The following is an 18,410-nucleotide window of genomic DNA, read 5'->3' on the forward strand; positions in this document are numbered from 1 at the left end:
ACTACAATGAAAATAGCGCGCACCATGCTCGCATCTGCCGCACTGCTCGGTCTCATGCTTGGTCCGGTACACGCGGCGGAACTGAAGAAGCTCGGCCTCGCCGTCGCCAACCTGCAGGCAAACTTCTTCAACCAGATCAAGCAATCGGTCGAGGCCGAAGCCAAGAAGCGCGGCATCGAGGTCATCACGGTCGACGCCAAGGGCGACGGGCCGACACAGGTCAACCAGATCCAGGATCTTCTGACCCAGAAAATCGACGCGCTTATCTACATTCCGGCAGGTGCGGCCGCTGCGAGCGTTCCGGTCAAGCTCGCCAAGAATGCCGGCATCCCAGTGGTTAACGTTGACCGCAACGCGGAGGGGGCCCCGGGCGACACATTCCTCGCAACGGATTCCGTCGCCTCAGCCAAGGCCGTCTGCGACTATATCCTGAAGGAAGCCGGCGGCAAGGGGAAGATGGTCATCATTCATGGCCAGAAGGGCACGACCCCGGAAGTCGATCGCTCGAAGGGCTGCGGTGAATCTCTTAAGGCCAACCCGGATGTGAAGGTCGTCGCCGAGCAGTACTCCAACATCTGGAGCCAGGATGAAGGCTTCCAGATCATGCAGAACATGCTGCAGGCCAACCCGGACGTTTCGATCGTATTCGCTCAGGCTGATGCTCTTGCACTCGGCGCCGCCCAGGCGATCAAGGTCGCGAAACCTTCCCAGAAGATCGTGGTTGGCGGCTTCGACGGCGACACCGCAGCGCTCGAAGCCCTCAGCAAGGGCGTCTTCGACGTTACGGCCACTCAGCAGACACAGAAGATGGGCCGCGACGCCGTTGAAAATGCCGCCAAGCTTGTCGCCGGCGAGAAGGTACCCCCGGTCCAGCTCATGGATGCCACGCTGACAACCAAGGAAAACGTCGCAGGCTTCATCGCCAACCATCCCTGATAAAGCCGAGGTCTTGAAGAGGTGTGCCATGACTGATCCCGTTCTCTCCCTGAGGGGCATATCCAAGTGGTATGGGCCGCTCCAAGTGCTGAAGAATGTCAGCCTGGACGTCTATCCCGGCGAAGTGGTTGCTCTTCTGGGTGAAAACGGAGCAGGCAAGTCCACGCTGTCGGGCATCATAGCCGGTTCCCGCACGCCGTCCGAAGGATCGATGACATGGCTGGGGCAGCCTTATGCCCCGGCCAATCCCAGGGAGGCGATCGACAAGGGCATTGTCCTGATCCACCAGGAGCTGCAGCTTCTGCCACAACTCTCGGTCGCCGAAAACGTCTTTATCGGACGCTGGCCGATGAAGAACGGCGCAGTCGATCGTGCCCAGATGGTTCGCCGCGCCCAGGACCAGCTCGCTCGCTTGAACCTTCACATACCGGCAACGCGGAAGGTCGCCGGCCTTTCCACGGCAAATCAGCAACTCATCGAGATCGCCAAGGCGCTGGCACTCAACGCAAAGCTGCTGATCCTCGATGAGCCGACGGCCGCCCTCGGCGGCGCGGAGACAGAAGCTCTCTTCGAACAGGTTCGCAAGCTTCGGTCGGAAGGCGTGGGCATCGTCTACATTTCCCACCGTATGGAAGAGATCAAGAAGATCACCGACCGCATCGTCGTCCTTCGCGACGGCGAGCGGGTGCAGGAATTCGCAGACAGCGCCACCCCGGTGCGAACCATTGTCGAGAGCATGGTCGGACGCCCGCTTGACCGCCTGTTCCCCGCCCTGCCCGTTCCGACAGATCGCCCGGTGCTTCAAGTCTCCGGCCTGAGTTCGCCTGATAACTCGTTCCGTGACGTTACCTTCGAGGTGCGGGCCGGCGAAATTCTCGGCATCGCCGGGCTGGTCGGCGCCGGCCGCACCGAACTGGTGCGTGCGATTTCGGGCGCAGATCCGATCAGCGCCGGTTCGATCAGGCTGGAAGGCGAGGAACTGAGCCTGCGCGATCCCGCGGACGCGATCGCGAGGGGTATCGTGATGGTTCCCGAAGACCGCAAGGAGCAAGGCCTCGTCGTCGGGCACCGGATCAGCGAGAACATCGTCTACGCCAATCTCGACAAACTGGGCGGCGGCTGGATCACACCGCGCATCAAGCGCTCCTTTGCGGAAAAGGCCGTCGCCAAGTTCGGCGTCAAGGGCCGTGCCGAGCAATACGCCTCGGACCTATCAGGCGGCAATCAGCAGAAGGTCGTGATCGCCAAGTGGCTCATGCGCGATCCGAAGGTCGTCGTGCTCGACGAACCGACGAGAGGCATTGATGTCGGCGCCCGCGCCGGCATCTACGACATTATCGTAAATCTCGCCAAACAGGGCGTGGCGGTGATCGTCGTCAGCTCGGACCTCGAGGAAGTCCTCGGCGTCTCCAATCGCATTCTCGTGCTTGCCCAAGGCAAGCAGGCGGGAATTCTTAATCGTGACCAGGCGAATGACGTTTCGGTCATGGAGCTCGCTACCATCTAAAGCAATTCCGGTAAAAGTGTGAAGCGGTTTTGCGTCAGGAATTGCGTGAAAACAAAGAGGTAGGGCATTTGCGTGATTCGAAGAAAAGCGGAAATGCTCTGAACAACCAGAGAAAGGAAGAGCGGTGTCCGACATCACTCTGAACGCCCCGAAGCTTTTCGATCTCAGCGGCCAGGTCGCCATCGTCACCGGCGCCGGCAGCGGCATCGGGCAGCGCATTGCCATGGGCCTTGCCCAATGCGGCGCCGACGTGGCTCTGCTCGACCGCCGGACCGATGACGGACTGGCGAGGACAGCCGAACATATCAGCGCCGCCGGCCGCCGCTCGATCCAGATTGCGGCTGACGTCACGAGCAAAGCCTCCCTTGCAGACGCCGTCGCGCGCACCGAAGCCGATCTCGGCGCCCTGACCCTTGCAGTGAATGCTGCCGGCATCGCCAACGCCAACCCGGCGGAGGAGATGGAAGAGGACCAATATCAGACGCTGATGGATATCAACCTGAAAGGCATATTCCTTTCCTGCCAGGCCGAAGCCCGCGCAATGTTGAAGAATGGACGCGGCTCCATCGTCAACATCGCCTCCATGTCCGGTGTGATCGTCAACCGGGGACTGAGCCAGGCGCATTACAACGCCTCTAAGGCGGGCGTCATCCATATGTCGAAGTCTATGGCCATGGAATGGGTCGGCCGCGGCATTCGCGTCAACACCATCTCCCCCGGATACACCGCAACGCCGATGAACACCCGTCCTGAGATGGTCCACCAGACCAAGCTCTTCGAAGAGCAGACGCCGATGCAGCGCATGGCAACCGTCGACGAAATGGTAGGTCCGGCGGTGTTCCTTCTGTCGAATGCAGCAAGTTTCGTGACCGGCGTCGATCTTCTCGTCGACGGCGGTTTCTGCTGCTGGTGATGAGATGAGAAGCCGGCAGCTGAAAAATGAACGGTCTCGCCTCCCTCCCTGGCTGAGACCGAGGTGCTGAAGGGACCAACGGGCACGACGGCGCGCGATATCGTCGTCTGCCCGCCCTTCACGCCGAGCAGCCGTCATCCGCTTCCAGATTTGTTGTTTGTGTCAGAATACGAGGAAAGAGCATGAAACGCTTCGAAAACAAGACTGTCGTCATCACCGGGGGCAGCCGCGGTATCGGCGCCGCCATCGCCAGGCGCTTTGCGCGCGAAGGCGCCAATCTCGTCGTTTCGGCAAATGAGGATCTGGTCCATGGCGTTGCCGAAGGGATCAGATCCGAAGGCGGCAAGGCGATCTCCTTCATCGGTGACGTTACCGACAAGGCGAGCGTCATCGCGCTCTACGATGCCGCCGAAAAGGAATTCGGCACCGTCGACGTCTCTATCCAGAACGCAGGCGTCATCACTATCGCCCGCGTCGAGGATCTGACCGAAAACGAGTGGGACAAGGTCATGGCCGTCAACACCAAGGGCGTTTTCCTCTGCGCTCAGGAGGCCATTGCAAGAATGCGCAAGCACAAGCGCGGAGGCCGGATCATCAACACCGCCTCCGGCCAGGCCCGCGACGGTTTCATCTTCACGCCGCACTACGCCGCCTCGAAAATGGGCGTCGTTGGCATCACCCAGAGCCTCGCCAAGGAAGTCGCGACCGATAACATCACCGTCAACGCCTTCTGCCCCGGCATCATCGAGACCGACATGTGGGCCTACAACGACCAGGCCTGGGGCAAGCTGCTCGGCAATTACGGCCCAGGCGAGCTGATGAAGGAATGGGTCCAGGGCATCCCGATGAAACGCGCCGGCTCCGGCGAGGACGTCGCCGGCCTGGTGACCTTCCTCGCCAGCGACGACGCCGCTTACATCACCGGCCAGACGATCAATGTCGATGGCGGGTTGATCATGTCGTAGGCGGGCTGGGAAGGCATTGAAGCTGGAACCTGAAGCAGCCACATACCTTTCGCTTGCCGCCGACGCTCCTCGCCCCCTCATCTGCCCTGACGGGCATCTTCTCACCGCTGGGGAGAAGAGGGAGCAAGGCGCCGCCACGAGTCCCTTCTCCCCTCGGGGAGAAGATGCCGGCAGGCAGATGAGGGGGCCACACGGCACGTCCTTCATTGCCTGGCTTCGCTGAGCACCAGCGAAGACAAAATGAACGCCCCTCACCCAATTACGTCCGGCTGATCGACACCCCACCATCCGCCAACATCGCCGTCCCCGTCACGAAGCTAGACAGGTCGGACGCCAGGAAGAGCGCCGCATTGGCGATCTCTTCTGGCAGCGCCATGCGTTTCAACGCATGAAGCCCATTGACGAAGGCGAGCAGTTCCGCGGTGGCATCGGGCGCGTTAGTGATGCTGGCAGGCGTATCGGTCCCACCAGGCAGCAGCGCGTTGACGCGGATTTTGCGGGACGCGAGTTCAACGGCCAGCACTTGCACGAGACCGATTAAGCCGGCCTTGCTCGCCGCATAGGCGCCCATGCCGGGCATGCCGGCAGTGTAGCCGACGAAGGTGGAGGTGAAGATCAGCGAACCGCCGCCCTCTCCCATCGCCGCCGACTGGTGCTTGGCGCCGAGGAAGGCGGCCGTCAGATTGGTCTCGATCGTCTCGCGCCAGCCCTCCAGTGACACTCCTCCGACCGGCCCCATCTCGCCGAGTCCACCGGCATTGTTGAAGGCGATATCGAGCGTGCCGAACCGCGAAACCGCTGTTTCGGCCAGCCTTGCTTGCAGCGCCTCGTCCCTGACGTCGCCGGCAATGGCGACAGCCTCCCCGCCCTCTGCCTCGATCTCGGCGACGACGGCATCGAGCGCCTCCTGCCGCCGGCCGTTGATTACCAGTCTCGCGCCTTGGCGTGCAAAAACCTTCGCGGCCGCATGGCCGATGCCCGAGCTTGCGCCGGTGATGATCGCGGTTTTGTCGTTCAGAAGTGTCATGTCCGTTTCTCCTCAGTTGTCGAGGCATCCCAGATCTCAGACATCAGTCGATGCAGCCACCCGTTTCCCGCGCGCAAAGGCAAAACTCGCGAATGCGGATGGTCTTGATCAGCGATCAGTTTCGCAACCGGGTTGGGAAGGAAATTATACTGGCCACATCGGATTCGTGAGCTAGATCGGCATTTGACGCAAGTTCCATATAGTCGCCTGCCGTAACGTCAGCGTCATTGTGCGCTGCATCATCGATTTATCCCAGGGTGTGACATTCATTCGATTCCCTTCATTTATCATCCCGACTAAGAAGGAGCGCACAGGTAAAGGGAATCTCTTCATGTCGCGGTCACGCAATACCGAGGGCGCCATCTATATGAGCATGGCGATGGCCGGCTTTTCCGCGAGCGACGCACTCTCCAAATCGGTGATCGCCCATATGAATGCGGGCGAGATCATGTTCCTGCGCGGCCTTTTCACAAGCCTGCTCGTCTACCTAATCGCGAGGAAAATGGGCGCGCTGCGCTCCTGGCGCGTCGTGCTGAAGCCGATGATCATTCTCCGCATCATCTGCGAGATGCTCTCTGCCGTCACCTATATCACCGCGCTCGGCATGATGCCGATCGCCAATGCCTCAGCGATCCTGCAGTCACTGCCGCTGGTCGTCACCTTCGGCGCCGCGCTCTTCTTCAAGGAGCCTGTCGGCTGGCGGCGCTGGTCGGCGATCATCGTCGGCCTCGTTGGCGTGATGATCATTATCCGCCCCGGCCCCGAAGGGTTCACCGCGGCCGCCCTCCTCTGCGTCGGTGCGGTCATGACGACGGCCGGCCGCGATCTCGCCACCCGCTCGATCGATCCGGAGATTCCATCGTTGATGATCACCGTCATCACCGCGACCTCCATCTCCTTCTTCGGCGCGCTTCTCATTCCTGTGCTCGGCGGCTGGCAGCCGGTCAGCGTGACTTCCCTTGGACACCTCCTTCTCGCCTCAGTGCTGGTACTCGTCGGCTATCAGTCCGTGATCCTCGCCATGCGCACCGGGGAAATTTCCTTCGTCGCGCCCTTTCGTTATACCAGCCTGATCTTCTCCTCGCTGCTCGGCTTTTTCTTCTTCGCTGAAGTGCCTGACAGCTGGACACTCCTCGGTGCCGCAATCGTCATCGCTTCCGGCCTCTATACGTTCTATCGTGAAGCCAAGCGCCGCGTGCCCCCGATCGCGCAGGAATCGGCGCCGCGCTCACCGGTTTGAGGCAGGATAATGGCTGAACTCCCGCTCGACAGATCCGACATAGCAGGCGTCGTGCTGGCCGGCGGCCGCTCGCAACGCATGGGCCGCGACAAGGCGGAGGTGATGCTCGGAACCGAGAGCCTGCTTCGCCATGTGCTGCTCCGTCTCTCGCAGCAGGTCATCTCAGTTGCTGTCAACGCTGACGCAGTCGCCGAGGACGTGGCCGCGGTTCCCGACCGCATTCCTGGCAAGGCCGGGCCGATGGCCGGCATTCACGCGGCCATGGTCTACGGCGCTGGCCTTCCGGCGATTTCCCATGTCGTAACCGTCTCTGTGGATTGCCCGTTCTTTCCCATCGATCTCGTCGCCCGTCTGGCCGCAGCCCTGGAGCGCCCGTCGCAGATCGCCATTGCCGCCTCCGAGGGCCGCAGCCATCCGGTCTTCGGTCTCTGGCCGGTGACACTGGCCGCCGATCTGGAAGCCTGGATCGCTACCGACGAGAAACGCCGCGTGCGCGACTTCCTGTTGCGGCATGACGTTACGGAAGTGACATTTCCGCTGCATCCGACCCGCGCCAGCCTGCTCGACCCCTTCTTCAACATCAACACGCCTGACGATCTCATCGAGGCGCAACGCTGGCTGGAGGCCCTGCGCACATGACCGCACCGAAAATCTTCGGCATCGCCGGCTGGAAGAACTCGGGCAAAACCGGGCTTGCCGTCCGGCTGGTGACGGAATTCACCAACCGCGGCTACCGGATCTCGACGATCAAGCACGCCCATCACGATTTCGATATCGACAAGGTCGGGGCCGACAGCTATCGCCACCGCCAGGCCGGCGCCCATGAGGTCACCATAGTCTCCGGCACTCGTTATGCCATCATGCATGAGCTCCGCGGCGCCCCCGAACCCGCGTTCGAGGAAATCCTCGCGCGGCTTGCCCCTTGCGATCTCGTTCTGATCGAAGGCTATAAGCGCGAGCCGATCCCGAAGATCGAGGCGCGACGCCTGGAGGCCGCCAATCGCGAGCCGCTGGCGCCGACCGATCCTCATATCTGCGCGATCGCCGCCGATCACACCGTACCAGATACGTCCCTGCCGGTCTTCGATCTAGACAACACAGGCGCCATCGCCGATTTCATCGCGGCTGTCGTCGGCCTTGGACAGGTTAGCGCCTGAAGCACCTGCATTGCGGCCAGGTCTCAAAATCGGAGGCGCCGCGCTTGCCATTGCCTTGGTAATTTCCTTGGCGAGTTGAGTCTGATTATAGGGCTTTGCCAATCTCGGAAGATCAATGTCCGTGCCGGCGGGAAGATCGGCGTAACCTGTCGCCAGAACGATCGGCAGGTGCGGGTACAGGCCCCGCGCCGACTGGGCGAGCTGCGCGCCCGTCATGCCGGGCATCGAATAATCGGTAATCATCAGGTCGAAATGCTCACCGCTCCTGATGAGCTCGAGCGCCTCGGAGCCGGAATTTGCTTCGACGACCTCGTGGCCGAGATCTTCCAGCATGTCGACCGAACTCATCGCGATCAGCGCATCGTCATCAACCAAAAGAATCCTCAACCTCGACGCGGCTTGAGGTGCAGGCAATTCATCGACCGGCCGCTCGGGGCGCAGTCCGGTCGCCGGAAGCCACAATTCCGCGGTCGTTCCTACCCCGACGTCACTTTTCAGAACAAGAGCGCCGTTGAGCTGGACGGCAAGCCCGTGGATCATCGACAGGCCCAGACCTGTCCCCTTTCCGAGCTCCTTGGTCGAAAAAAACGGATCGGCCGCCTTCTTCAGCGTGTCCGCATCCATACCGATGCCGCTATCGGCGACCGCAAGCACAAGATAGCTGCCCTCGCCGACATCGCGATCATTACCTATAACCTGTTCCTCGCGCAGGGATATGCACAGCGTGCCTCCTTCCGGCATCGCATCACGGGCATTGACCGCAAGGTTGAGCAGCGCCAGTTCCAGCTGGTTCGCGTCGGCGAGCGCCGGCGGCAACGCAGCCGGCAGCATGGTCTCGATGCTGACCGAGGGGCCGACCGAGCGCCGCAGCAGGTCGTTCATCCCAAAAACCAGCTCTGCGAGATCGACGGGCTTGACCTGCAGATCCTGCTGTCTTGCAAAAGCCAGCAATCGCTGCGTCAGCGCCGCTCCCCGCCGTGCGCCCTGCAGTGCACCCTCGACCAGACGCGTCGCCTTTGCATCTCCGGCGACATGCTTTCCCAGCAGCTCCAGATTTCCAAGAACGACCATCAGCAGGTTGTTGAAATCGTGGGCGACGCCACCCGTGAGTTGGCCGATTGCCTCCATTTTCTGGGATTGGCGAAGCTGCTCCTCGGCGCGCTCACGCTGGGCAACCTCCTCGATCAGGGTCTGATGGGCAGCGTTGACCTCCCTCGTCCGCTCCCTGACGCGTTCTTCGAGATTTTCGTTGAGCCGTCTCAGATTTTCCTCGGCGGTCTTGCGAGCCGTGGTGTCGGAGCAGACGCCGACGAGCTTTCTGGCGGAACCATATCTGTCAGCATAGAGCTGCGCGTGGACCTCTGTCCAATGCAAGGATCCATCCGGCCAGATCGTCCTGTGCTCGATCGAATAGTCCCGCCCGGTGTCGATCGTCTCGCGCAGGCTTGCCTGCACCAGATCCCGGTCCTCGGGATGAATGCTTGCAATCAGATCGTCGTAAGTCACTTCATCGTCTGGATCTCGGCCGAAAATTGCCTTGCATGTCGCCGAGACTGACAAGGCCGTCGAGGACAGTTCCAGCTCCCATGCCCCGAGACGACCCGCGGCGAGCGCGGTCTGCAGCCGCCGCTCTCCCTCGCCGAGGGCCTCGAGCTGCGCGCGCGCTTCGTACTGGCGCTGACGTCCCTTCAGGGCGGTCCGGGCGACGCTGATGAAGGACGTTGCATGGAACGGCCTTTCGAGGAAGGTGACGTTGCCGAGTACCTCGGAAAGCCTGGCTGCACCCGGATTTCGCTCAGGCCCGCCACCTCGCGTGGTGAGGACTATGAACGGCAGGTCCGACCAGCTCGGCTGGGCCGAAACCCAGGCGGCGATCGCCTTCAGATCGCTCGAGCGAACCGCTTCTTCCGTCAGAACGCCGAACGCGATGTCATCGCTCAGTGACGCGGCGAACATGGAGAGGTTGGCCGCGGCAATCGATGCCAGTCCGGCCTCTTCGATCAGCGAAATAGCCACCCAGGCGTCACGCCCGGCCGGGGCGTAGATCAGTGCTTTCGGTTTGCCGGAATTAGGAATTGCCGCTATCCCCACCATCGCTCGACAGGAGCGGCGCCGAAGTGCCGATGAATTCAGGCACGCCGCGAAGCACGCCCTGGAACCCGATGAGGGGCTCTCCAAGCGTCAGCCCGGAAGCGTCGATGCGGTACTCCCGGATGGTATCTTCGTGAAAGCCGGTCCGCTTCTTGATCACCGAAACGGCCCGCCGTACCTTTCCCGCAGCCTCGAAGTAGCGCAGAAGAATGACGGTATCGGCGAGATATGTAACGTCGACAGGTGCCTTCATGTCACCAACCAGCCCATGTTGGGCGACGGTCAGAAAGGTGTTGGCGCCACGCCTGTTCAGATATTGCAGCAGCTCATGCATGTGAAGGATCAGCGAGTTCTCATCCGGCATTGACGACTGATATCCGTTGATGCTGTCGATGATGACGGTTTTTGCTCCCGATTTGTCGACGCAGTCGCGCACCCGGTGGGCGAATTCGCCCGGCGACAATTCGGCGGCATCGAGCTGTTCGATGTGGATTTGATCCGCATCCCTCATCGCTTCGAGATCGATTCCGAGCGCCTTCAGGCGCGCAAATAGCAAGCCGAGCTCCTCGTCGAAGATGAAGGCGGCCGCCTTCTCGCCCCGTGCGACCGCCGCCGCCAGGAACTGAAACGAAAACGTGCTTTTGCCTGTGCCGGAAGGACCGAGGATAAGCGTGCTGGAACCTCGTTCAAGGCCGCCCCCAAGAAGAAGGTCCAGCTTCGGGATATTGCAGGAAATCTGATCACGGAGGTACGTCGATCTGTGTTCGGCGGCAACAAGACGGGGAAACACCATGACGCCGCCGGTCTGAATGATGAAATCGTGATAACCGCCCCGGAAGGCTTGTCCGCGATATTTTATGATCCTTAGACGTCGGCGCTCGGAACCGTAGCTCGGCGCCAGTTCCTCGAGATGGATGACGCCGTGAACGACGCTGTGCACCGTCTTGTCGAGCACGTCGGAGGTGAGATCGTCGAGCAGAAGGACGGTCGCGCCCCGTCCGGCAAAATAATGTTTGAGCGCCAGGATCTGGCGACGGTAGCGAAGCGAGCTTTGTGCAAGCAGCCTTATCTCGGAAAGGCTATCGACAACCACGCGACGAGGATTGACGCGTTCGAAAGCGGCAAAAATCTCCTTTGTCGTCTCCCCAAGTTCAAGATCCGACGAATAAAGCAGGCTCTGCTGCTGATCGGAATCAAGCAGGCTTTCCGGCGGCACGACCTCGAAGACCTCGATATTGCCGTCGATCACCATCCCATGCGACGCGGCGCCGGCCCGTAATTCGCTCTCCGTTTCCGAAAGTGTGATGTAGAGCCCCTGCTCGCCGAGTCGTGCGCCTTCGATCAGGAACTGCAGGGCAATGGTGGTTTTGCCCGCTCCCGGATTCCCTTCCAGTAGAAACACGTGGCCCGTGGAAAGTCCGCCCGCCAGAATTGTGTCCAAACCGGACACTCCAGTCCGAGCTTTCGTGGCAGGCACAGCAGTATTCATTCATTGTTTCCTTCAGTTTTTATTTGAAGTAGCGGCGACCGATAGAATGTCAAATCAGCCGCGCAGTCCCATTTGCCCAAGCTTCAAAGAGCTATGGAAGTCCGTTTGGAAAGGTCGTCGGCGCTGATCTGCATGTGCGGGCGGTCGGCCCGGAAACAGGCCTCTGTCGCCGAGGGCGAAGGGCATCCACGACCAGCGCGAAAGCCGCCGAAGCATGCCGGCGGCTCGGATAGTAGAGATGGTAGCCGGGAAACGGCGGGCACCAGTCTTCTAGCACGCGCGTGAGCCGGCCGCTGGCAACATGCAGTTCCACGGCATCCTCCGGCATATAGGCCAGCCCCGCTCCGGCCACCGCCGCGTTCAGCCGCAGCCCAATATTGTTGAACACCAGCTGTCCTTCGACACGAACCTTGAGTTCGTGCCCGTCCTTCTCGAACTCCCACGCATAGATGCCGCCGTAGGTCGGCAGGCGCAGGTTGATGCAATTGTGGTCCACAAGATCCTGCGGCCTTAGAGGTTTCGGCCTTCTTTCGAAATAGGCGGGAGCGCCGACCACGGCCATGCGCATGTCGGGACCGATGCGCACCGCGATCATGTCCTTCGCTCCCCCAGCCGCACGCCCGCATCGTAACGTTCGGCGACGATGTCGGTCAGGCCGTAATCGACAATGATCTCGAGGTTCATGTCGGGATAGTCGGGAAGGAGTTTTTCCAGGACGGGCCAGAGCACCGTCTCCGCGGCATGCTCGCCGGCGTTGATGCGGATGGTGCCGGCCGGCTTTTCCCGAAACGCGCTGAGGGCTGCGAGTTCGGTCTCGATCTCGTCCACTCGCGGACCGACGGTGGCGAGCAGGCGCTGGCCGGCCTCGGTCGGCGAGACGCTGCGCGTCGTGCCGTCAGCAATCGCAGCCCGAGCCGCTCTTCGAGTCCCCGAATGGCGTGGCTGAGCGCCGATTGCGATACGCCCAGCTTCCCCGCCGCCTTCGTGAAACTCTGTGCACGGGCAACGGCAAGAAAGACGATGAGATCATCAATGGTCGGGCGCGGCATTTATGAAACTCTCTCATAGGTCCATGCCGCTGATACCATCTAATCCAACCTAAAGCCACGCGCTATCTGTCCTCAAACGCGGACGAGCCTGTCCGGACCGCAGACACAGGAAACACGCTCATGGAAATCAAACGAAACGGTTCTCAGCCATCGGCCAAGGGACCGAAAGACTGGTTTATTGGCACGGTGCGCATCGACCCTCTGTTGCCGTCACCGACCCCGCTCGCGCCGCCGGCGCCAGCGTCACGTTCGAACCCGGCGCCCGCACCGCCTGGCACACCCATCCGCTCGGCCAGACGCTGATCATCACGGCAGGCTGCGGCCGCGTCCAGCGCGAAGGCGGCCGCATCGAGGAGATCCGTCCTGGAGACGTGGTCTCGTTCGCTCCGGGCGAGCGGCATTGGCACGGCGCCGCGCCAACGACCGCGATGACCCACATCGCCATCCAGGAACAGCTCGAAGGCAAGGTCGTCGACTGGATGGAGCATGTCACCGACAGGCAATATCGAGGCTGAAGGGAAAGGGCTATGCGGTTGCGTCAACGTCGAAACAGCGGACTTCAAGTCTCGGACATCGGTCCCGGCTGCATGGGGCTGAGTTATGGTAATGGGCCGGCGACAGTATCCAGGATGCCGTCGCACTGATCCGGCGGGCCGTCAGACGCGGCGTGACATTCTTCGACACCGCCGAAGCCTATGGCCCCTACAACAACGAATCGCAGAGCGAATATTCGCTCTGGTGGCGCGAAGCTGAGCAGGACATCCTGCCGGTGCTCGAAGAACTCGGCACCGGCTTCATTCCATTCAGCCCACTCGACAAGGGCTTCCTCACCGGCGCAATCAGCGAGGCTACTACATTCGACAGCAAGGATTTCCGCAATATCCTGCCGCGCTTTTCGCAGGAAGCACGGAAGGCCAACCAGGCCTCGTCAATCTCAAGGACATCGCCGCGCGCAAGCGCGCCACCTCCGCTCAGGGGCGCTCGCGTGGCTGCTGGCCCAGAAGCCCTGCATCGTACCGATCCCCGGTACCACCAAGCTGCATCGCCTGGAGGAGAACATCGGGGCAGCGCAGCTCAACCTGACTGCCGAGGATCTCGGCAGCCTCGAAAGTGCCCTCGCCACGATGATCGTTGATTGAGAACCAGCCGTCATCAACCGCAGCCGCTTCTCCATCGTTCACGTCATTTCCTTGGCGCCGGGCCATTCTCCTGAAACGCCGGTATCGCTTCGAGCTTCGCAACGATGTCCGCAATACCAGGCCATTGGGCGAGATCGAAGCCCAAGCGCCGGGCACTGATTGCCTGCGGGAAGAGGAAAATATCGGCAAGACCAGGCCGATCGCCGATGGCGAAGGCACCATGCCTGCGGCCAGCGATCATCCTCTCGACGGCGCCCATCCCTTCGCCGATCCAGTGACGGCTCCAGGCTGTGATGGCATCTGCATCCGCCTGGAAGGCGGTCTTGAGATGCAGGCCGATCCGCGGCGGCAGTAGCGCGTGGATCTCGGCGGCAATCGCAAGCGCGATCGACCTGGCCTGCGCCCTGTCTTCGGCGGTCTCAGGCAACAGAGGCGGCTCAGGCTGAATCTCGTCGAGATATTCGACGATCGCCAGCGACTGGGTGATGAGCGCGCCGCTATCCGTCAGCAAAGCCGGCACCAGCCCCTGAGGGTTGACGCTGCGATATCCATCCTGCCGGCTCTCGGCCTCTTCTCCGAGGATCGAGACCGGCAGTGCTTCGGCCGTCAGTCCCTTCAGGGAGAGCGCGATCCGGACCCTCGATGTGGCCGAAGAAATTTCATTCTGGTAGAGTTTCACTGTCTTTCTCCCTATTGATCCGAGGAGGCTGCGGACGCCGCCGCGACGAGACTCGCCAGCGGCGAAGGCTCGCGCGAACTCACGTCATAAACGCAGGGCGCGGCGAAGACCGCAGCTCCCAGAATGCAGATGATCATCAATCTCATCAAATCCTCCATCATGAGGCCGACCGGCAATCCCTGTGCGTCAGGCAACGGTCACTTCGACGTGGATATTGCCGCGCGTCGCCTTCGAATAGGGGCAGGTCCGGTGCGCCTCATCCACCAGCGCCTTTGCCACATCCGCTTCGATGCCAGGTAGACTGACCTTGAGACGGGCCTGCAGGAAATAGTCGCCATCGGTCGTACCGAGGTCGACCTCGGCATTCACACCGGTCTCTGCCGGCAGCCTGACCTTCAGCTTGCCGGCAGCAATGCCGATCGCACCAATGAAGCAGGCCGACCAGCCGGCTGCGAAAAGCTGTTCGGAATTGGTGCCGGGCCGGGCGCTGCCGGGAGGCGAGAGCCTGATGTCCAGCTCTCCGTCATCGCTCTGCGAGGCGCCGTTGCGTCCGCCGGTGGTGCGGGTCCTGCCGGTATAAAGAACCTTGTCGATCTTGGTCACGGAAACACTCCTTGTTGCGTCGCTTCATGCGACTGGCCGCTACCGCGGCCGGGTTGACGGAGTGTGGTTTGACGGATCGATATATCCGGCATGTTTCCGGAATCGGCCGAAATGTCACAAAACGTAGCATCCGGCGTCGAGGACATTTTCCCGTACAATCCATTCCGATAATTTCAACTGCACCGAATGGTGACTTCAGCCGCCAGTCCGCCACCCGAGCGATTGTAGAGCTTCAGAGAACCGCCGATCTTGGCCGTCAGTTGCTGGGCGATTGCCAGCCCGAGACCTGTGCCGCCCGTCTCCCGATTGCGGGATTGCTCGAGCCGAAAGAAGGGCTGCATCGCGGCTTCGAGCATATCATCCGGAATGCCGGGTCCGCGATCCATAACGCTGATGACGACGGAATTGTCAGCGCCTCGCTCGACGCTGATCTCGGCGGCGCCGGCAAACTTCAAGGCATTGTCGATGAAATTCGACAGGATACGGCGAAGGGCGTGCGGCCTGGTGAAGGCGGCGCCTTCAACCAGACCGAAGACCGTAACGGCCTTTCCAGTGTCCTGATAGTCGTAGGCTATACTGTCGATGAACGAGGCGAGATCGATGCGGGCGTTCTTCTCTCCGCTGCCGTGGGCGCTGCGCGCATAGGCGATGCCGTCCTGGACGAGACGCTGGATCTCGGCGAGATCATGCACCAGCTTGTCCTTATCAGGTGAATCCTCCGCCATGTCGGCGCGCAGCCGCATGCGGGTGATCGGCGTCTGCAGATCATGCGAGATCGCCGCCAGTATCTGCACCCGCTCCTCGAGATAATGGGCGATCCTCTCCCGCATCGCATTGAATGCTCTTGCCGCATGCGCCACCTCGCTCGGCCCCGCCTCGCTCAAAGCCTGACCGTCCTTATCAGGATCGAGCGCATCGGCAGCAGCGGCGAGCTCGCCGAGCGGCCGAATCGCCTGGCGGACCGCAAACCAGGTGCAGAGAATGAGCAGCGCCATCTGGATCACGAAAACATAAGGCAGCCATGCGGCGATCGGCATCACGCCTCTCGGTGTGACATCGATCGTCAGAGGAGTTCCGTCGCTCAGCGTAAGATGCGCCTGCAGCCGGCTCACCTCACCCGGAATCCGTTCGACGCGGATTGGAAAGCGATGCCCGGCGGCCGCCTCTATCTTTCCTGCGATCTCCCTCGCCTTGCTGGAGCTGTCGGGCGCACCGGCAAGGCCAGTCCCAAGTTCGAAACGGTAGTTGCCGCGGCTCAGCCAGTCCAGAAGGTCGCCGCGCTCACTTGCCGGAAGCCGATCGAGAACGGCAATCGATGTCGCGACGTCGTTCTCCAGCGTGCCGAGCATCACCGCCTTGGCCGACATGTAGCGCTCCATGTAGAGAACACTGAAGGAGAGCCCATAGGCGAAGGCCAAACCGATCAAAAGAATGAGAAATATCCGCGATCGCAGAGTTCTCGGCCACGTCAGGTTCGCCAGGATGGGAATATCGGCTCTCATCGGCGCGGCTCAGAAATTTCGACCGGAACCGAGAAGACATAACCTTCGCTGCGCACCGTCTTGATATAGGTCGCCTCGCGCGCATCGTCCCCCAGGCGCTGCCGCAGACGGCTGACAAGAAGATCGATCGAGCGATCGAAGAGTTCGGCGTCGCGGCCCTGCGTCAGGCTCAGAAGCTGGTCGCGGTTGAGCACGCGCTGCGGATGGTCGATGAAGACACGAAGCAGGCGGTATTCGGCACCGCTCAAGGCAATCGCGGTCCCTTCCTTGTCGAGAAGGTGACGTGCGACCGTGTCGAGCCGCCAGTCGCCGAAGGTCAGCAATTGACCAGCCTCACTGATCTGCAGGTTGGGCGGCAGCATGCGGGTACGCCGCAGCACCGCCTTGATGCGGGCAAGAAGCTCGCGCGCGGCAAAGGGCTTGGCGAGATAATCGTCGGCGCCCATCTCCAGCCCGAGGATTTTGTCCATCTCGTCCGTACGGGCCGTCAGCATCAGGATTGGTATCGCCTTGTGCCGGCCGGCGCGCAGTTCCCGGCACAACACCAGCCCATCGTCGCCGGGCATCATAACATCGAGCACGATCAGGTCGACGGCATTCGCTTCCAGAAAACTGCGCATCTGCCGCCCGTCCGCGGCAATGCTGGTCCTGAGGCCATTCTTCTGCAGATAGCCCGAGACCAGCTCGCGGATTTCACGATCGTCGTCGACGATCAGGATGTGATCGACATGATCCATATTGCCTATTCCTCACTATTGCGGCCGCGCCCGCCGCCTCGCTCTTATCGAAGTGCCAGATGCGACCTACGCATATTCCGCCCGCGCGAGCAACGAAGCTTTGCCGCCAATCAGAAGCGGTCGACGTCGATGACCGCCTGGGCGAAAGCCTGCGGCGCCTCCTGCGGCAGATTGTGGCCGATGCCGCCACCGATCGTGCGATGTTCGTACCTCCCGGAAAATTTTCCGGCGTAGGCGGAAGGTTCCGGATGCGGCGCACCGTTTGCATCGCCTTCCATGGTGATCGTCGGCACCGAAATCATCGGCAGAGCGGCAAGCTTCTTCTCATAGGCATCATATTTCGCCTCGCCTTCGACAAGCCCCAGGCGCCAGCGGTAATTGTGGATGACGATATCCACATGGTCAGGATTATCGAAGGCGGCAGCGGATCTGTCGAAGGTCGCATCGTCGAAATTCCACTTCGGCGACGCCGTTTGCCAGATGAGCTTTGCAAAGTCGTGTGTATTGCTCTGATAGCCCAGGCGGCCGCGTTCGGTGGCGAAGTAGAACTGGTACCACCAGGCAAGTTCCGCCTTCGGCGGCAGCGGCTTCTTGTTGGCCTCCTGGCTGCCGATCAGGTAGCCGCTCACCGATACCATCGCCTTGCAGCGCTCGGGCCACAGCGCGGCCATGATATTGGCGGTCCGTCCGCCCCAGTCGTAACCGGCAATGACAGCCTTTTCGATCTTGAGCGCATCGAGCAGGGCGATCATGTCGGCGGCAAGCGCCGAAGGCTGGCCGTTGCGCGGTGTCTTGTCATCGAGGAAGCGGGTCGTGCCGTAGCCACGCAGATAAGGCACGATCACCCTGTAGCCGGCCGAGGCAAGCAGCGGCGCGACATCGACGAAACTGTAAATATCGTAGGGCCAGCCATGAAGCAGCAGCACGACCGGACCATCCGCCTTTCCAGCCTCGGCATAGCCGATATCGAGCACATCGGTTCTGACCTGCTTCAGCGCTTCGAACGACGTATTGGTCCCGGCCTTTACGCCAGGCAGCGCTGCGCTGCTAGACTGCGGCTGTTGGGCTGCGACCGCTCCGGCCACGCCGAATTCGACGGCTGCAAGTGCGATTGCCGTCATGCCGAAGAAACGGCGGCGGTGATGATTGATTTGCTCTGACATCGGTCTCTCCTGTCGAATGGCTCACGGCGCTCAGATGACGTTCGGCTTGTATCGCCTATATGTCACAGGCTGCGGTTTTTGAATGCGAGTGTAACCTCCGCCTGCCAAGATACATTCTGATACAAAAGCGCCGCCTCGGCAGGGCATCCGGCGGGCTATCGCCGTTTTCACCGCCGCCTCTGCGGAAAGGCAGTTTGTATTCTTTTGTATCGC

The 18,410-nt window shown here is 61.4% G+C and carries 16 protein-coding genes and 3 pseudogenes; 9 read left to right on the forward strand and 10 right to left on the reverse strand.

All coding sequences use genetic code 11. The features are described 5' to 3' along the window. Nucleotides 1-6 precede the first annotated feature (6 nt). The 4 genes from AC13QO_RS06040 to AC13QO_RS06055 all read left to right on the forward strand — a co-directional run bounded on the left by AC13QO_RS06040 (nucleotide 7) and on the right by AC13QO_RS06055 (nucleotide 4,321). Nucleotides 7-936, forward strand: coding sequence for a sugar ABC transporter substrate-binding protein (locus AC13QO_RS06040; protein WP_085778401.1), 930 nt, complete (start codon nucleotides 7-9; stop codon nucleotides 934-936). Between the two features lie 28 nt (nucleotides 937-964). Further along, on the forward strand, nucleotides 965-2,443 hold the full coding sequence (locus tag AC13QO_RS06045; RefSeq protein WP_488540156.1) for a sugar ABC transporter ATP-binding protein: 1,479 nt from the start codon (nucleotides 965-967) through the stop codon (nucleotides 2,441-2,443). Between the two features lie 124 nt (nucleotides 2,444-2,567). Continuing rightward, nucleotides 2,568-3,356: an SDR family oxidoreductase gene (locus AC13QO_RS06050; RefSeq protein WP_488540157.1), complete on the forward strand. Its 789-nt coding sequence runs from the start codon at nucleotides 2,568-2,570 to the stop codon at nucleotides 3,354-3,356. Nucleotides 3,357-3,538: 182 nt separating this feature from the next. Beyond that, nucleotides 3,539-4,321, forward strand: coding sequence for a glucose 1-dehydrogenase (locus tag AC13QO_RS06055; RefSeq protein WP_488540158.1), 783 nt, complete (start codon nucleotides 3,539-3,541; stop codon nucleotides 4,319-4,321). A 259-nt stretch (nucleotides 4,322-4,580) separates the two neighbouring features. On the opposite strand, the gene AC13QO_RS06060 is transcribed toward AC13QO_RS06055, so the two are convergent. Beyond that, entirely contained in the window at nucleotides 4,581-5,348 is a 768-nt protein-coding gene (locus tag AC13QO_RS06060; RefSeq protein WP_488540159.1) for an SDR family oxidoreductase, read from the reverse strand. Between the two features lie 331 nt (nucleotides 5,349-5,679). Between AC13QO_RS06060 and AC13QO_RS06065 the strand changes: the two genes are divergently transcribed. From AC13QO_RS06065 to mobB, 3 genes are read left to right on the forward strand one after another with little or no spacing between them, the layout of a single operon-like run. Next, nucleotides 5,680-6,588: a DMT family transporter gene (locus AC13QO_RS06065; RefSeq protein ID WP_285196041.1), complete on the forward strand. Its 909-nt coding sequence runs from the start codon at nucleotides 5,680-5,682 to the stop codon at nucleotides 6,586-6,588. Between the two features lie 9 nt (nucleotides 6,589-6,597). Beyond that, nucleotides 6,598-7,227 (forward strand): molybdenum cofactor guanylyltransferase MobA, encoded by a 630-nt coding sequence (gene mobA / locus AC13QO_RS06070; RefSeq protein ID WP_488540160.1) that lies wholly within the window; start codon nucleotides 6,598-6,600, stop codon nucleotides 7,225-7,227. Next, a complete protein-coding gene (gene mobB / locus AC13QO_RS06075; protein ID WP_430959045.1) occupies nucleotides 7,224-7,745 on the forward strand; it encodes a molybdopterin-guanine dinucleotide biosynthesis protein B in 522 nt (173 codons plus the stop codon). The genes mobA and mobB overlap by 4 nt, the downstream gene beginning before the upstream one ends. On the opposite strand, the gene AC13QO_RS06080 is transcribed toward mobB, so the two are convergent. The 3 genes and pseudogenes from AC13QO_RS06080 to AC13QO_RS06090 form a co-directional block, all read right to left on the reverse strand. Further along, entirely contained in the window at nucleotides 7,677-9,839 is a 2,163-nt protein-coding gene (locus AC13QO_RS06080; RefSeq protein ID WP_488540161.1) for an ATP-binding protein, read from the reverse strand. The genes mobB and AC13QO_RS06080 overlap by 69 nt on opposite strands. After that, nucleotides 9,814-11,325, reverse strand: coding sequence for an ATPase domain-containing protein (locus AC13QO_RS06085; RefSeq protein ID WP_488540162.1), 1,512 nt, complete (start codon nucleotides 11,323-11,325; stop codon nucleotides 9,814-9,816). Before AC13QO_RS06085 ends, AC13QO_RS06080 begins: the two co-directional genes overlap by 26 nt. 169 nt (nucleotides 11,326-11,494) lie before the next feature. After that, nucleotides 11,495-12,374, reverse strand: a pseudogene (locus AC13QO_RS06090) (LysR family transcriptional regulator); the annotation flags it as partial. Nucleotides 12,375-12,494: 120 nt separating this feature from the next. Between AC13QO_RS06090 and AC13QO_RS06095 the strand changes: the two are divergent. Together AC13QO_RS06095 and AC13QO_RS06100 are read left to right on the forward strand one after the other, a co-directional pair. Continuing rightward, a pseudogene (locus AC13QO_RS06095) lies at nucleotides 12,495-12,889 on the forward strand ((R)-mandelonitrile lyase). A gap of 12 nt (nucleotides 12,890-12,901) precedes the next feature. After that, nucleotides 12,902-13,513, forward strand: a pseudogene (locus AC13QO_RS06100) (aldo/keto reductase). Nucleotides 13,514-13,556: 43 nt separating this feature from the next. Here the strand turns inward: AC13QO_RS06100 and maiA are convergent. The 6 genes from maiA to AC13QO_RS06130 all read right to left on the reverse strand — a co-directional run bounded on the left by maiA (nucleotide 13,557) and on the right by AC13QO_RS06130 (nucleotide 18,197). Then, nucleotides 13,557-14,192 carry a maleylacetoacetate isomerase gene (maiA, locus tag AC13QO_RS06105; RefSeq protein WP_488540163.1) on the reverse strand — a complete coding sequence of 212 codons (636 nt, stop codon included), beginning with the start codon at nucleotides 14,190-14,192 and terminating at the stop codon, nucleotides 13,557-13,559. An 11-nt stretch (nucleotides 14,193-14,203) separates the two neighbouring features. Next, entirely contained in the window at nucleotides 14,204-14,338 is a 135-nt protein-coding gene (locus AC13QO_RS06110; RefSeq protein WP_488540164.1) for a hypothetical protein, read from the reverse strand. Between the two features lie 40 nt (nucleotides 14,339-14,378). Next, nucleotides 14,379-14,795 (reverse strand): organic hydroperoxide resistance protein, encoded by a 417-nt coding sequence (locus AC13QO_RS06115; protein ID WP_488540165.1) that lies wholly within the window; start codon nucleotides 14,793-14,795, stop codon nucleotides 14,379-14,381. A gap of 173 nt (nucleotides 14,796-14,968) precedes the next feature. Further along, nucleotides 14,969-16,297, reverse strand: coding sequence for an ATP-binding protein (locus tag AC13QO_RS06120; protein ID WP_488540166.1), 1,329 nt, complete (start codon nucleotides 16,295-16,297; stop codon nucleotides 14,969-14,971). Next, nucleotides 16,294-17,034, reverse strand: coding sequence for a response regulator (locus AC13QO_RS06125; RefSeq protein WP_488540167.1), 741 nt, complete (start codon nucleotides 17,032-17,034; stop codon nucleotides 16,294-16,296). The genes AC13QO_RS06120 and AC13QO_RS06125 overlap by 4 nt, the downstream gene beginning before the upstream one ends. Before the next feature lie 110 nt (nucleotides 17,035-17,144). Then, nucleotides 17,145-18,197, reverse strand: coding sequence for an alpha/beta fold hydrolase (locus AC13QO_RS06130; RefSeq protein WP_285196053.1), 1,053 nt, complete (start codon nucleotides 18,195-18,197; stop codon nucleotides 17,145-17,147). Between the last annotated feature and the right edge of the window lie 213 nt (nucleotides 18,198-18,410).

The organism is Rhizobium sp. CNPSo 3670, assembly GCF_057784555.1.

What these genes read in the sequence shown, in the direction of transcription:
- AC13QO_RS06065 (WP_285196041.1), top strand. Translation starts at nt 5,680, where the DNA reads ATGTCGCGGTCACGCAATACCGAGGGCGCCATCTATATGAGCATGGCG.
- AC13QO_RS06040 (WP_085778401.1), top strand. Translation starts at nt 7, where the DNA reads ATGAAAATAGCGCGCACCATGCTCGCATCTGCCGCACTGCTCGGTCTC.
- AC13QO_RS06130 (WP_285196053.1), bottom strand. Translation starts at nt 18,197, where the DNA reads ATGTCAGAGCAAATCAATCATCACCGCCGCCGTTTCTTCGGCATGACG.
- AC13QO_RS06110 (WP_488540164.1), bottom strand. Translation starts at nt 14,338, where the DNA reads ATGAGATTGATGATCATCTGCATTCTGGGAGCTGCGGTCTTCGCCGCG.
- mobB (WP_430959045.1), top strand. Translation starts at nt 7,224, where the DNA reads ATGACCGCACCGAAAATCTTCGGCATCGCCGGCTGGAAGAACTCGGGC.
- AC13QO_RS06120 (WP_488540166.1), bottom strand. Translation starts at nt 16,297, where the DNA reads ATGAGAGCCGATATTCCCATCCTGGCGAACCTGACGTGGCCGAGAACT.
- AC13QO_RS06085 (WP_488540162.1), bottom strand. Translation starts at nt 11,325, where the DNA reads ATGAATACTGCTGTGCCTGCCACGAAAGCTCGGACTGGAGTGTCCGGT.
- AC13QO_RS06080 (WP_488540161.1), bottom strand. Translation starts at nt 9,839, where the DNA reads ATGGTGGGGATAGCGGCAATTCCTAATTCCGGCAAACCGAAAGCACTG.
- AC13QO_RS06055 (WP_488540158.1), top strand. Translation starts at nt 3,539, where the DNA reads ATGAAACGCTTCGAAAACAAGACTGTCGTCATCACCGGGGGCAGCCGC.
- AC13QO_RS06125 (WP_488540167.1), bottom strand. Translation starts at nt 17,034, where the DNA reads ATGGATCATGTCGATCACATCCTGATCGTCGACGACGATCGTGAAATC.
- AC13QO_RS06060 (WP_488540159.1), bottom strand. Translation starts at nt 5,348, where the DNA reads ATGACACTTCTGAACGACAAAACCGCGATCATCACCGGCGCAAGCTCG.
- mobA (WP_488540160.1), top strand. Translation starts at nt 6,598, where the DNA reads ATGGCTGAACTCCCGCTCGACAGATCCGACATAGCAGGCGTCGTGCTG.
- AC13QO_RS06045 (WP_488540156.1), top strand. Translation starts at nt 965, where the DNA reads ATGACTGATCCCGTTCTCTCCCTGAGGGGCATATCCAAGTGGTATGGG.